This window comes from Streptomyces sp. NPDC101237, from assembly GCF_044767465.1.
GTDB lineage: Bacteria > Actinomycetota > Actinomycetes > Streptomycetales > Streptomycetaceae > Streptomyces > Streptomyces gramineus.
The window spans coordinates 19,372-32,228 of record NZ_JBIWNY010000038.1; the positions used below are offsets into that span (position 1 = coordinate 19,372).

Consider the following 12,857-nt stretch of genomic DNA (forward strand, 5'->3'; position numbering starts at 1 on the left):
CCCGCGACCCGACGGGGGCCGAGCACCTCCGCACCCGCGACCCGACGGGGGCCGAGCACCTCCGCACCCGCGACCCGACGGGGGCCGAGCACCTCCGCACCCGCGACCCGACGGGGGCCGAGCACCTCCTCATCCGCGACCCGACGGGGGCCGAGCGCGCCGTTCCCCGCGCCCCTGACGGGCGCGATCCTGCCGGCGCCGGCGAGCGAAACCCCCCGCCCGGCAGGGCTAGCACCTCCTCACCCGCGGCCCGCGGAGGGCCGAGCGCGCAGATACTCACCCAGCTGCGGGCAGTCGTGCCGCTGGGGCGGCACGGGTGGGCGCAGCGGCACCCGGCCAACACCGGCAAGAGAAACCCCGGCCCGACGGGACCGCGAGAAACCTCGACTGCCGCCCGGCGGGGGCCGAAGGCGCCGTTCCCCGCGCCCCTGACGGGCGCGATCCTGCCGGCGCCGGTGAGCGAAACCCCCGGCCGGTGGGGTTCAGTCCGCTGTCAGGACGAAGGAGGCCTGGGACTTCGGGAAGCCGGGGGCCGCGGCTTCCAGGAGGTACGTGCCGGACCCCGCCGAGCCCGCGGCGGGCGTCGCGCACTGGGGAGCGCTCGGCTTGCGGTCCCACTTCAGGGTGTAGGTGATGCCGCTGCCCGCAGGGACCCGGTACCACCGCGTGGCCGTCGTCCTCGGACAGTCCGCCGACGACCAGTAACTGTCGTCCGCACTCGCCGGCGTGATCGTCAACACCGCCTTCTTCGGCCCGAGATCGATCTTGCAGTCGCTGGACGACTTGTTCTTCGCGGTGAGTTCGAAGGTCGGCGTCTGCTCGGGCGAGTAGGAGTTGTGCAGGCTCTTCAGCCCCAACGACACGGCGGAGGCGGTGCAGTTGGGCAGCGTGGAGGTGCCGGGCAGCGAGGCGACCGTACCGCCGGAGCCCGAGGTGACGTCCCCCGAACCCGACGAGGACCCCGAGGACCCGCCGGAACCGGCCGCGGCTCCGCCCCCCGACCCGTCCGAACTCCCGCCGCCGGAACCGGAACTGGAACCGGCACTCGAACCGCCGCCCGAGCCGGACGACGCGCCGCCGCCCCCGCTGGACTCGTCCCGCCCGCCGGGCGCCTGGCTGATCGCAGGCCCGCTGCCGGACGGCCCCGGAGTGATCGTGGACGCGGGATTCTTGCCGTCCGCCCCGTCGGAGCCCTTCTTGCCGCCGCCGCCACCGGACGTCACGATCCAGGTGATCAGCAGCGCCAGCACGGCGACCACGGACACCATGACGACCCTCCGTCGCCAGTAGATGGAGGAGGGAAGCGGCCCGACCGGATTGCGCAGAGATCCCACGGCGCAAACTGTACGAGAGATCGATGCACTTCCTCGCCCCACCCGCCGCTCAAACGTCAACTTTTCCGGATCATCATTCCGGCAACTCCCTTCGGCACACCGCTTCTTCGTGAAACGGGCGCGCGGGACGGCCCCGAAGAGCCGTCGGGCCTCGCCGGGAAGCACGTCCACCCCAGCCGTGGCCGGACGTGGCAGGATCGGAAGGGACATGACTGAGAAGCTCCACGCCCCCGTGATCGCCTGGTTCGACGCCCATGCCCGTGACCTCCCCTGGCGCCGCCCGGAGGCGGGCCCGTGGGGGGTGATGGTCAGCGAGTTCATGCTGCAGCAGACCCCGGTCAGCCGGGTGCTGCCCGTCTACGAGCAGTGGCTGGCCCGTTGGCCGCGCCCCGCCGACCTCGCCGCCGAGGCGCCCGGCGAGGCGGTGCGCGCCTGGGGCCGGCTCGGCTACCCGCGCCGCGCCCTGCGCCTGCACGGCGCCGCCGTCGCCATAACGGAACGGCACGGCGGCGACGTACCGACCGACCACGCGCAGCTGCTCGCCCTGCCGGGCATCGGCGAGTACACCGCCGCGGCCGTGGCGTCCTTCGCGTACGGGCAGCGGCATGCCGTGCTCGACACCAACGTGCGCCGGGTCTTCGCGCGGGCGGTGACCGGTGTGCAGTACCCGCCGAACGCCACCACCGCCGCCGAGCGCAGGCTCGCCCGCGAACTGCTGCCCGAGGACGAGCCGACCGCCGCCCGCTGGGCCGCCGCCTCCATGGAACTGGGCGCGCTGGTGTGCACGGCGAAGAACGAGACGTGTGGGCGGTGCCCGATCGCCGGGGAGTGCGCCTGGCGGCTGGCCGGCAAGCCGGCGCACGAGGGACCGCCCCGGCGCGGTCAGACGTACGCCGGTACCGACCGGCAGGTGCGCGGCAAGCTGCTGGCGGTGCTGCGCGACGCGCACGCGCCCGTGACGCAGACGGTGCTCGACCGGGTGTGGCACGAGCCGGTGCAGCGGGCCCGCGCGCTGGACGGGCTGGTCTCGGACGGGCTGGTGGAGCCGCTCGCGGGCGGTCTGTACCGGCTTCCGCTGGGCTGACGTACAGCCACATCACAGCAGAGGGGCCGTGTTACGGCCCCGCCTGCCCGGCACATACCCCCATAGTCGTACATAACCCTGCGCCCGCTTACCCCGAACCTACTTCCGTTACACAACCGACGGACAGCCGAGTGCTAGCCGAAGGCTGCTCCGCACAGCCCCGTGACAACAGGTCCGTAGCTTCGTTTCTGTGCCCGCCACGACCGCGGGACGGCAGGAACTCAGGCACAGGGCCGGGGAAAACGGGGAACGGGAGGCGGTTGATCATGGCGCAGGGCGAGGTGCTCGAATTCGAGGAGTACGTCCGCACGCGGCAGGACGCGCTGCTGCGCAGCGCCCGCCGGCTCGTCCCCGACCCCACCGACGCCCAGGACCTGCTCCAGACCGCGCTCGTGCGGACGTACGGCCGCTGGGAGACCATCGAGGACAAGCGGCTCGCGGACGCCTACCTGCGCCGAGTCATGATCAACACGCGGACCGAGTGGTGGCGGGCCCGGAAGCTGGAGGAGGTCCCCACCGAGCAGCTTCCCGACGCGTGCGTGGAGGACTCCACCGAGCAGCACGCGGACCGCGCGCTCCTCATGGACATCATGAAGGTGCTGGCACCGAAGCAGCGCAGTGTCGTGGTGCTGCGACACTGGGAGCAGATGTCCACGGAGGAGACGGCCGCCGCCCTCGGCATGTCGGCCGGAACGGTCAAGAGCACGCTGCACCGGGCGCTCGCCCGGCTCCGCGAGGAGCTGGAGTCACGCGACCTCGACGCACGCGCGCTGGAGCGTGAGGAGCGGGAGCGTTGCGCGGCCTGACCGGCACAGGGCCCAGCAGGGGCCCGGCGAGTGCACAGGCGGTGAGCACGGCGGCGGCCGTGCTCACCGCCCTCGCCCTTTTCGCCGCCGCCTGCGGTACCGGCGGCACCGGCGCCCGTGACGAGGGCCCGGCGCACGCCGACTCGGCGCGGAAGGCCCCGGCCGCCGCCGTCCCCTCGCCCAACCCGTCGCAGACCTACGCGAAGGTCGACGCGGTGGCCCTGGTGAAGGCCGACCCGGCGGTCTCGGCCACCGTGAAACGGGACCTCAAGCCGTGCGCGGGCGACCAGTACCCGGTCGACGTCACCTACGGCGATCTGACCGGCGGCCCGACCGAGGACATCGTCGTGAACGTGCTGACCTGCGGAGACGCGGTCGGGGTGGGGGCGTACGTGTACCGCGGGGAGGGCGGCGGGTACAAGAATGTGTTCAAGGCCGAGGAGTCCCCGGTCTACGCGGAGATCGACCGCGGCGACCTGAGCGTCACCAAACAGGTGTACGAGAAGGGCGACCCGGTGTCGAGCCCGTCCGGTGAGAACGTGATCACCTACGGCTGGACCGGGGGCCGCTTCGTCCAACAGGACTTCCACCACACCGACTACGGCAACGCGACCGGCAGCGGCGGTGCCACACCGGGCCCCTCGACCGCCGGCTGACCCCCACCCCCACCACACGAGAGAGCAGGGATGGCAGACCAGACCCACGTCCTGTTCGTCGAGGACGACGACGTCATCCGCGAGGCCACCCAGCTCGCCCTGGAGCGGGACGGCTTCGCGGTCACCGCCATGCCCGACGGGCTGTCCGGCCTGGAGGCGTTCCGCGCCGACCGGCCCGACATCGCCCTGCTTGACGTGATGGTGCCGGGCCTGGACGGGGTGAGTCTGTGCCGGCGCATCCGTGACGAGTCCACGGTGCCGGTGATCATGCTGTCGGCGCGCGCCGACTCCATCGACGTGGTGCTGGGTCTGGAGGCGGGCGCCGACGACTACGTCACCAAGCCGTTCGACGGCGCGGTCCTGGTGGCCCGGATCCGTGCCGTGCTGCGGCGCTTCGGGCACGCGAACGGCGGCGACCGGCCGCACGGGGACGCGGCCGAGGCGGCCGGCGGCCCGCTGACCTTCGGCGAGCTGGAGATCGACACCGAGGGCATGGAGGTGCGCCGGGCCGGACAGCCGGTGGCGCTCACCCCGACCGAGATGCGGCTGCTCCTGGAGTTCTCCTCGGCGCCGGGGACCGTGCTCTCGCGGGACAAGCTGCTGGAACGCGTCTGGGACTACGGCTGGGGCGGGGACACCCGCGTCGTCGACGTCCATGTGCAGCGGCTGCGTACGAAGATCGGCCAGGACCGGATCGAGACGGTCCGCGGTTTCGGTTACAAGCTGAAGGCCTGAGCGGGGCGGTCATGCGGGGGCTCATCAGATCCATCAGGAGATCCGTCCAGCGGTCCGTCGGGCACCGGGGACCGGGGCTGCGCACCGGGCTGCGGTGGAAGCTGAGCGCGGCGATCGCGCTGGTCGGCGCGCTCGTCGCGGTCGCGCTGAGCCTGGTGGTGCACAACGCGGCCCGGGTCTCGATGCTGGACAACGCGCGCGACCTGGCCAACGAACGGCTGCAGATCGCCCAGCGCAACTACGAGCTGTACGGACGGGCGAACTTCCCGGACGTGAAGGTCAACGACCCCGAGCTGCCGCCGGCCCTGCGGGAGCGGGTCGACGCGGGCCGCCGGGCGACCGACGTCATCGACCCGGGCGGCGGCGCGCCGGACATCTGGGCGGCGGTGCAGGCCAAGGACGGGCGGGTGCTGTCCCTGCACGGCACCTTCCCGAACCGGAGCAGCGATGTGCTCAAGGACCTCGACCAGGCCCTCGTCATCGGCTCCATCGCGGTCGTCCTCGGCGGCAGCGCGCTCGGCGTGCTGATCGGCGGGCAGCTCTCGCGGCGGCTGCGCAAGGCGGCGGCTGCGGCCAACCAGGTCGCCCAGGGCGAGCCGGACGTACGGGTACGGGAGGCGATCGGCGGCGTCGTGCGCGACGAGACCGACGACCTGGCCCGTGCGGTGGACGCCATGGCGGACGCGTTGCAGCAGCGCCTGGAGGCCGAGCGGCGGGTCACGGCCGACATCGCCCACGAACTGCGCACGCCGGTGACGGGCCTGCTCACGGCCGCCGAACTGCTGCCGCCGGGCCGGCCGACCGAGCTGGTCCTGGACCGGGCCAAGGCCATGCGCACCCTGGTCGAGGACGTCCTGGAGGTGGCCCGGCTCGACAGCGCCTCCGAACGCGCCGAGCTGCAGGACATCATGCTGGGCGAGTTCGTCGCCCGCCGGGTGGCCGCGAAGGACCCGGCGATCGAGGTGCGGGTGGTCCACGAGTCGGAGGTCACCACCGATCCGCGCCGCCTGGAGCGGGTGCTGTTCAACCTGCTCGCCAACGCGGCCCGGCACGGCAGGCCGCCCATCGAGGTGACCGTCGAGGGCCGGGTGATCCGGGTCCGCGACCACGGCCCCGGCTTCCCCGAGAAACTCCTCGCGGAGGGCCCGAGCCGCTTCCGCACCGGCAGCGAGGACCGCGCGGGCCAGGGACACGGCCTGGGCCTGACCATCGCGGCCGGCCAGGCGCGCGTCCTGGGCGCCCGGCTGACGTTCCGCAACATCCGTCCGGCCGGCTCGCCCGCGCACCTCCCGGCGGAGGGCGCGGTGGCCGTGCTCTGGCTGCCCGAGCACGCCCCGACGGCCACCGGCAGCTACCCGATGCTGCCGGGCCCGGCCCAGTCGGCCCGCTGACCCGCCGGGGTCCTGCCGCGGTACCGGCCCGGCACCGACAAAGCCGGGTGGCCCCGGGGACATCCGTCCCCGGGGCCACCCGTACGCGTCGCGAGGACGCCGCTCGCCTCGCTCAGACCGCTTCGACGACCGGAAGCGGTGCCGCCTCGCCGGAGCCCGCCTTCTGGGGGCCGCCGCGCAGCGGCACCTCCTTGACGAACACCGCCGCCGCCACGACCGCCACCGCGATCACCGCGCCGAGCAGGAACGCCGAGTGCGTGCCCGCCGACACCGCGTGCTGGTACGCCTCGCGCACCGCGGCCGGCAGCTTCGCCAGGCTCGCCGCGTCCAGCGAGGCCGACTGCTCGGTGACCTTGGAGCCCAGTCCGCCGGCCCGTGCGGCCATCTCGTCCTTGACCCGGTCGTTGAAGATCGCGCCCATGATGGCGACACCGAAGGAGGAGCCGAGGGTACGGAACAGGGTGGTGGACGAGGACGCGACGCCCATGTCCTTCATCTCCACGCTGTTCTGCGCGACCAGCATGGTGATCTGCATCAGGCAGCCCATGCCGAGGCCGACGACGGCCATGTACACGCCCGAGACGAACCGGGTGGTGTCGGTGTCCATGGTGGACAGCAGGTACAGCCCGATGGCCAGCAGCACACCGCCCAGCAGGGGGAAGATCTTGTAGCGGCCGGTGCTGGTGGTGACCCGGCCAGCGACCAGCGAGGTCACCAGCATCGCGCCGAGCATCGGAAGCAGCAGCAGACCGGAGTTGGTCGCGGAGGCGCCCTGCACGGCCTGCTGGTACAGCGGCAGGAAGAGCGTGGCGCCGAACATCACGAAGCCCACGATGAAGCCGATGACCGACATCAGGGTGAAGTTGAGGCTGCGGAAGATGTGCAGCGGCAGGACGGGCTCGGCGGCCCTGGTCTGCCAGAAGACGAACCCGATGAGTGCGACGACACCGATGGCGATCAGTTCCATGATCCGCGCGGACGTCCAGGCGTACTCGGAGCCGCCCCAGGTGGTGACCAGCACGATCGCGGTGATGCCGAGGGTGAGCAGGCCGGCGCCGAGGTAGTCGATGCGCGCCGTGCCGCGCTTCTTCGGCAGGTGCAGGACGGCGGTGACGGCGGCCAGCGCGACCACGCCGAGCGGCAGGTTGATGTAGAAGGCCCAGCGCCAGCCCCAGTTGTCGGTGATGGTGCCGCCGACCAGCGGGCCGCCGATCATCGCGAGCGCCATGACACCGGCCATCATGCCCTGGTACTTGCCTCGCTCACGGGGCGGCACGAGGTCGCCGATGATGGCCATGACGCCGACCATGAGGCCACCGGCCCCGAGCCCCTGAACGGCCCGGAACCCGATCAGCTCGCCCATGTTCTGGGCCATGCCGCTGAGCGCGGAGCCGACCAGGAAGATGACTATGGAGGTCAGGAAGGCGCCCTTGCGCCCGTACATGTCGCCGAGCTTGCCCCAGATGGGGGTGGCCGCCGCGGTGGCGAGGGTGTACGCGGTGACGACCCACGAGAGGTGTTCGAGGCCCCCGAGGTCTCCCACGATCGTCGGCATCGCCGTACCGACGATCATGTTGTCGAGCATCGCGAGCATCATCGCGATCATCAGCGCGAGGATCACGACCCGCACGCTCTTGGGCTGTTTCGCCGACGCATCCGCCGCGACCGGTGCCCCTGGTGACTCCTGGCCGGTCCCGGCCGCCTGGATGTCCGCCATCTCTCCCACTCCCCCTGACGGCAGCTACTTACTTGCCGCCCGGCTAGTTCAGTACACTGTGAAAGGTAGACCTGTCACTAGCCGGTCGTCAAGTAAGTTACCGGACCGGGCGTCGGCAACCGGCAGGGCGAGTTTTCGCGGGAGTGCGAGGAGTAAGAGGATGGGCGTCACCATGGACGGCACCAAGCAGCAGCGGCGGGGCAACACCCGTCAGCGCATCCAGGACGTGGCGCTGGAACTCTTCGCCGAGCAGGGGTACGAGAAGACCTCCCTGCGCGAGATCGCCGAGCGCCTCGACGTCACCAAGGCGGCTCTGTACTACCACTTCAAGACCAAGGAAGAGATCCTCGTCAGCGTCTTCGAGGACCTGACACGGCCGATCCAGGACCTGATCGAGTGGGGCGAGGGCCAGCCGCACACGCTGGAGATCAAGCTGGAGATCGTACGGCGGTACAGCCGGGCGCTCGCCGAGGCCGGACCGCTGTTCCGCTTCATGCAGGAGAACCAGGCGACCGTCCGCGAGCTGCGGATCGGCGACACCTTCAAGGACCGGATGCGCGACCTGCGGGGCATCTTCGTCGACCCGGACGCGCCCCTGACCGACCAGGTCCGCTGCATCAGCGCGATGTTCACGCTGCACGCGGGCATGTTCGTCATGCAGGACCTGGAGGGCGACCCCGAGAAGAAGCAGGACGCCGTCCTGGAGGTCGCCCTGGACCTGGTGACCCAGGCCCATCAGGGCTCCGGCCCCGCCGTCTAGGCGATCACGCCGTTCGGACGGTCACGCCGCTCAGACGGTCACGCCCTTGGCGCGCAGGAAGACGACCGGGTTGATCGCGGAGCCGTAGTTCGGGGTCGTACGGATCTCGAAGTGCAGGTGCGGCCCGGTGGAGTTGCCGGTGTTGCCGGAGAGCGCGATGTGCTGGCCGGTCCTGACGACCTGCCCGACCCGGACGTCGACCCGGGACAGGTGGGCGTACTGCGAGTACTGGCCGTTGGCGTGCTTGACGACGACGGCGTTGCCGTACGCGGGGCCGTCACCGGCGCCGTTGCCGCCGGCCTTGACGACGGTGCCGCCGTGCGCGGCGACGACCTGGGTGCCGACCGGCACCGCGAAGTCCTGGCCGCTGTGCTTGGCGGCCCACATGCCGCCGGCCTGGTCGAAGCTCGCGGAGAGGGTGTACTTCCGCACCGGGTCGATCCAGGCGGCGGCATTCGGGGCGGCGGCCGACGCGACACCCGAGCCCACCACGGCCGTGACTCCGATGCCGGCGGCCAGAACGGCGGCCCGCTTGCGGAGGGAGGACGTACGGGGGGCACGGAGAGCGACGCGCAGGGACATCGGAACCTCGTGGGGTAGGCAACAGGGAGCCCCTTCCGGCACCGGCCGAGACCGGGAGCCGCCGAACGGGGCATCTCTTGGTAACCCGAAAGCCGCACCGCACTCAAACGTCACCGTCTACGACGTCGGCTAGTACGCGGTGACGGAGTTGACCCTTTCTTGACAGAGGGGTTCCCGTTGCGCAACCCGGGCTCGCCACTCGTTCACACCTGGGTGACATGGGAAGAAATATCCCTTTTGCGGCTGCTTTCGGGCCCACTATCCCGGCTAGTAACGGGCATTTCGCCCGTGCGCTATGTCACCGGCGGCGGCCTCTCGCGGACGCCCGGATGTGACCCGCACCTCGCACCGCCTACCCGCAAGTAACCCGGGGGCTTCCTTCGCGCCACCTCGTCGGTTCATCATGCCCCTGACACAGCCGTGGACGTGAGAGGACACCCCCACCGATGACCACAGGCACCTGGACCCGCCGCATGTCCGTCACCGCCGTCTCCGTGGCCGCCCTCGCCGGGATGGCCGCGCCGGCGCGGGCCGCGACGGCGAGCAGCTCCACCGCGGTCGACTACGCCACCTGGCAGCGGGACTGCCAGTCCGTGATGGACCAGGCCCTGCCCTACCTGAAGCAGCGCGTCGCCGCGGCCACGCCGGGCGAGCGGCAGGCGATCGTCTTCGACGTCGACAACACCACCCTGGAGACCGACTTCGGCTTCAGCTTCCCGCAGCCGGCCAACAAGCCGGTCCTGAACGTCGCCCGCTACGCCCAGGAGCACGGCGTCGCCCTGTTCTTCGTCACGGCCCGTCCCGGCATCATCGCCCTGCCGACCGAGTACAACCTCGAACACGACGGCTACGCCGTCTCCGGCCTCTACGTCCGCGGCTTCTTCGACCTCTTCAAGGACGTCGCCGCCTACAAGACCGCCCAGCGCGTCGACATCGAGAACAACGGCTACACGATCATCGCGAACATCGGCAACAGCGCCACCGACCTCTCCGGCGGCCACGCGGAGAAGACGTACAAGCTGCCCGACTACGACGGCCAGCTCTCCTAGCGGGCGGGCACGCGCGAGGGGCCGGTGCTTGGGAAAGCACCGGCCCCTCGCGTTCGGCGAACCCTGGAGGGTTACGCCTCCTTGCTCAGGTTCGGACCGGCTCCGCCGGCCGCCTGCTCGATCGGCGGGACGTCGGGCAGCGCCGACTTCTCCTCACCGCGGAAGGTGAAGGTCTTGGTCTCGCCCTCGCCCTCCGTGTCGACGACCACGATGTGACCGGGACGCAGCTCGCCGAAGAGGATCTTCTCCGAGAGGGTGTCCTCGATCTCGCGCTGGATCGTGCGACGCAGCGGACGCGCGCCCAGCACCGGGTCGTAGCCCTTCTTGGACAGCAGCTCCTTGGCGGACTGGGAGAGCTCGATGCCCATGTCCCGGTCCTTCAGGCGCTCGTCCACCTTGCCGACCATCAGGTCGACGATCCGCAGGATGTCCTCCTGCGTCAGCTGCGGGAAGACGACCACGTCGTCGACGCGGTTGAGGAACTCGGGCCGGAAGTGCTGCTTGAGCTCGTCCTGGACCTTGTTCTTCATGCGCTCGTAGTTGGTCTTCGTGTCACCCGAGGCCGCGAAGCCCAGGTTGAAGCCCTTGGAGATGTCCCGGGTGCCGAGGTTGGTCGTCATGATGATGACCGTGTTCTTGAAGTCCACGACCCGGCCCTGGGAGTCGGTCAGGCGACCGTCCTCAAGGATCTGCAGCAGGCTGTTGAAGATGTCCGGGTGGGCCTTCTCGACCTCGTCGAAGAGGACGACGGAGAACGGCTTGCGGCGGACCTTCTCGGTCAGCTGGCCGCCCTCCTCGTAGCCCACGTAGCCGGGGGGCGAACCGAAGAGACGCGACACCGTGTGCTTCTCGCTGAACTCCGACATGTCGAGGGAGATCAGCGCGTCCTCGTCACCGAAGAGGAACTCGGCGAGGGCCTTGGACAGCTCGGTCTTACCGACACCGGACGGGCCGGCGAAGATGAACGAGCCACCGGGGCGCTTCGGGTCCTTCAGACCGGCACGCGTACGGCGGATCGCCTTCGACAGCGCCTTGACGGCGTCGACCTGGCCGATGACCCGCTTGTGGAGCTCGTCCTCCATGCGCAGCAGACGCGAGGACTCCTCCTCGGTGAGCTTGAAGACCGGGATGCCCGTGGCGGTGGCCAGCACCTCGGCGATCAGCTCGCCGTCGACCTCGGCGACGACGTCCATGTCGCCGGCCTTCCACTCCTTCTCCCGCTTGGCCTTGGCGGCCAGGAGCTGCTTCTCCTTGTCGCGGAGGGAGGCGGCCTTCTCGAAGTCCTGCGAGTCGATCGCGGACTCCTTGTCCCGGCGGACGGCGGCGATCTTCTCGTCGAACTCGCGCAGGTCCGGCGGAGCGGTCATCCGGCGGATGCGCATCCGGGAGCCGGCCTCGTCGATGAGGTCGATCGCCTTGTCGGGCAGGAAGCGGTCCGAGATGTAGCGGTCGGCCAGGGTGGCCGCCTGGACCAGCGCCTCGTCCGTGATGGAGACCCGGTGGTGGGCCTCGTACCGGTCACGCAGACCCTTGAGGATCTCGATCGTGTGCGGCAGGGACGGCTCGGCGACCTGGATGGGCTGGAAGCGGCGCTCGAGGGCCGCGTCCTTCTCCAGGTGCTTGCGGTACTCGTCCAGGGTGGTGGCACCGATGGTCTGCAGCTCACCGCGGGCCAGCATCGGCTTCAGGATCGAAGCGGCGTCGATGGCGCCCTCGGCGGCACCCGCACCGACCAGCGTGTGCAGCTCGTCGATGAACAGGATGATGTCGCCGCGGGTGCGGATCTCCTTGAGCACCTTCTTCAGGCGCTCCTCGAAGTCACCGCGGTAGCGGGAGCCGGCGACCAGGGCGCCGAGGTCCAGGGTGTAGAGGTGCTTGTCCTTGAGGGTCTCGGGCACCTCGCCCTTGACGATGGCCTGGGCCAGGCCCTCGACGACGGCGGTCTTGCCGACGCCGGGCTCACCGATCAGGACCGGGTTGTTCTTGGTACGGCGGGACAGCACCTGCATGACCCGCTCGATCTCCTTCTCGCGCCCGATGACCGGGTCGAGCTTGGACTCACGAGCGGCCTGGGTGAGGTTCCGGCCGAACTGGTCGAGGACCAGGGACGTCGAGGGGGTGCCCTCGGCAGGGCCGCCGGCGGTGGCGGTCTCCTTGCCCTGGTATCCGGAGAGCAGCTGGATGACCTGCTGCCGCACCCGGTTGAGATCTGCGCCCAGCTTGACCAGGACCTGGGCGGCGACGCCCTCGCCCTCACGGATCAGGCCGAGCAGGATGTGCTCCGTGCCGATGTAGTTGTGGCCCAGCTGAAGGGCCTCCCGCAGCGACAGCTCCAGGACCTTCTTGGCACGGGGGGTGAAGGGGATGTGCCCGGACGGGGCCTGCTGGCCCTGGCCGATGATCTCCTCCACCTGCTGGCGGACCGCCTCGAGCGAAATCCCGAGGCTCTCAAGGGCCTTGGCGGCGACACCCTCACCCTCGTGGATCAGGCCCAGGAGGATGTGCTCGGTGCCGATGTAGTTGTGGTTGAGCATCCGGGCTTCTTCCTGAGCCAGGACGACAACCCGCCGCGCGCGGTCGGTGAACCTCTCGAACATCGTTAATCGCTCCTCAGAGCGGTCAGGCAGTGGGGGGAACTTCCCCTCTCTGTCCTTCCGCAGCTTAGTCCCGCAAGCGGGGACCGCTCATTCCAACTGCCGACACCGTCGATGGCCTCCTGACCCCGAACGCCGACATATGCTCC

At 70.6% G+C, this 12,857-nt stretch carries 11 protein-coding genes; 7 read left to right on the top strand and 4 right to left on the bottom strand.

Annotated features, from left to right (window positions below):
- Positions 1–482: 482 nt before the first annotated feature.
- Positions 483–1,334: a hypothetical protein gene (locus tag ACIRQ9_RS36635; protein WP_404183869.1), complete on the bottom strand. Its 852-nt coding sequence runs from the start codon at positions 1,332–1,334 to the stop codon at positions 483–485.
- A 208-nt stretch (positions 1,335–1,542) separates the two neighbouring features.
- On the opposite strand from ACIRQ9_RS36635, the gene ACIRQ9_RS36640 reads away from it, so the two are divergent.
- The 5 genes from ACIRQ9_RS36640 (at position 1,543) to cseC (ending at position 6,006) form a co-directional block, all read left to right on the top strand.
- Positions 1,543–2,418: an A/G-specific adenine glycosylase gene (locus ACIRQ9_RS36640; RefSeq protein ID WP_404183871.1), complete on the top strand. Its 876-nt coding sequence runs from the start codon at positions 1,543–1,545 to the stop codon at positions 2,416–2,418.
- Positions 2,419–2,684: 266 nt separating this feature from the next.
- Complete coding sequence (locus ACIRQ9_RS36645; RefSeq protein WP_093499987.1) at positions 2,685–3,224, top strand: SigE family RNA polymerase sigma factor; 540 nt, start codon at positions 2,685–2,687, stop codon at positions 3,222–3,224.
- Positions 3,212–3,880: a hypothetical protein gene (locus tag ACIRQ9_RS36650; protein ID WP_404183874.1), complete on the top strand. Its 669-nt coding sequence runs from the start codon at positions 3,212–3,214 to the stop codon at positions 3,878–3,880. Before ACIRQ9_RS36645 ends, ACIRQ9_RS36650 begins: the two co-directional genes overlap by 13 nt.
- Before the next feature lie 30 nt (positions 3,881–3,910).
- Complete coding sequence (cseB, locus tag ACIRQ9_RS36655) at positions 3,911–4,615, top strand: two-component system response regulator CseB (protein WP_404183877.1); 705 nt, start codon at positions 3,911–3,913, stop codon at positions 4,613–4,615.
- Positions 4,616–4,626: 11 nt separating this feature from the next.
- Positions 4,627–6,006: a two-component system sensor histidine kinase CseC gene (gene cseC, locus ACIRQ9_RS36660; protein ID WP_404183879.1), complete on the top strand. Its 1,380-nt coding sequence runs from the start codon at positions 4,627–4,629 to the stop codon at positions 6,004–6,006.
- A gap of 112 nt (positions 6,007–6,118) precedes the next feature.
- On the opposite strand, the gene ACIRQ9_RS36665 is transcribed toward cseC, so the two are convergent.
- A complete protein-coding gene (locus ACIRQ9_RS36665) occupies positions 6,119–7,723 on the bottom strand; it encodes an MDR family MFS transporter (RefSeq protein ID WP_404183882.1) in 1,605 nt (534 codons plus the stop codon).
- A gap of 160 nt (positions 7,724–7,883) precedes the next feature.
- Between ACIRQ9_RS36665 and ACIRQ9_RS36670 the strand changes: the two genes are divergently transcribed.
- Entirely contained in the window at positions 7,884–8,483 is a 600-nt protein-coding gene (locus ACIRQ9_RS36670; protein ID WP_351317768.1) for a TetR/AcrR family transcriptional regulator, read from the top strand.
- Between the two features lie 30 nt (positions 8,484–8,513).
- On the opposite strand, the gene ACIRQ9_RS36675 is transcribed toward ACIRQ9_RS36670, so the two are convergent.
- A complete protein-coding gene (locus ACIRQ9_RS36675) occupies positions 8,514–9,065 on the bottom strand; it encodes a M23 family metallopeptidase (RefSeq protein WP_404183885.1) in 552 nt (183 codons plus the stop codon).
- A 446-nt stretch (positions 9,066–9,511) separates the two neighbouring features.
- Here ACIRQ9_RS36675 and ACIRQ9_RS36680 point away from each other — a divergent pair, with 446 nt between their 5' ends.
- On the top strand, positions 9,512–10,114 hold the full coding sequence (locus ACIRQ9_RS36680; RefSeq protein ID WP_404183888.1) for an HAD family acid phosphatase: 603 nt from the start codon (positions 9,512–9,514) through the stop codon (positions 10,112–10,114).
- A 71-nt stretch (positions 10,115–10,185) separates the two neighbouring features.
- Here the strand turns inward: ACIRQ9_RS36680 and ACIRQ9_RS36685 are convergent, their stop codons facing one another.
- Positions 10,186–12,711 (bottom strand): ATP-dependent Clp protease ATP-binding subunit, encoded by a 2,526-nt coding sequence (locus ACIRQ9_RS36685; protein ID WP_351317762.1) that lies wholly within the window; start codon positions 12,709–12,711, stop codon positions 10,186–10,188.
- Positions 12,712–12,857 lie beyond the last annotated feature (146 nt).

Bases quoted from the DNA above. Each gene is read 5' to 3' on its own strand.
- ACIRQ9_RS36675 (WP_404183885.1), bottom strand. From the start codon at position 9,065: ATGTCCCTGCGCGTCGCTCTCCGTGCCCCCCGTACGTCCTCCCTCCGC.
- ACIRQ9_RS36640 (WP_404183871.1), top strand. From the start codon at position 1,543: ATGACTGAGAAGCTCCACGCCCCCGTGATCGCCTGGTTCGACGCCCAT.
- ACIRQ9_RS36665 (WP_404183882.1), bottom strand. From the start codon at position 7,723: ATGGCGGACATCCAGGCGGCCGGGACCGGCCAGGAGTCACCAGGGGCA.
- cseB (WP_404183877.1), top strand. From the start codon at position 3,911: ATGGCAGACCAGACCCACGTCCTGTTCGTCGAGGACGACGACGTCATC.
- cseC (WP_404183879.1), top strand. From the start codon at position 4,627: ATGCGGGGGCTCATCAGATCCATCAGGAGATCCGTCCAGCGGTCCGTC.
- ACIRQ9_RS36680 (WP_404183888.1), top strand. From the start codon at position 9,512: ATGACCACAGGCACCTGGACCCGCCGCATGTCCGTCACCGCCGTCTCC.
- ACIRQ9_RS36645 (WP_093499987.1), top strand. From the start codon at position 2,685: ATGGCGCAGGGCGAGGTGCTCGAATTCGAGGAGTACGTCCGCACGCGG.
- ACIRQ9_RS36670 (WP_351317768.1), top strand. From the start codon at position 7,884: ATGGGCGTCACCATGGACGGCACCAAGCAGCAGCGGCGGGGCAACACC.
- ACIRQ9_RS36685 (WP_351317762.1), bottom strand. From the start codon at position 12,711: ATGTTCGAGAGGTTCACCGACCGCGCGCGGCGGGTTGTCGTCCTGGCT.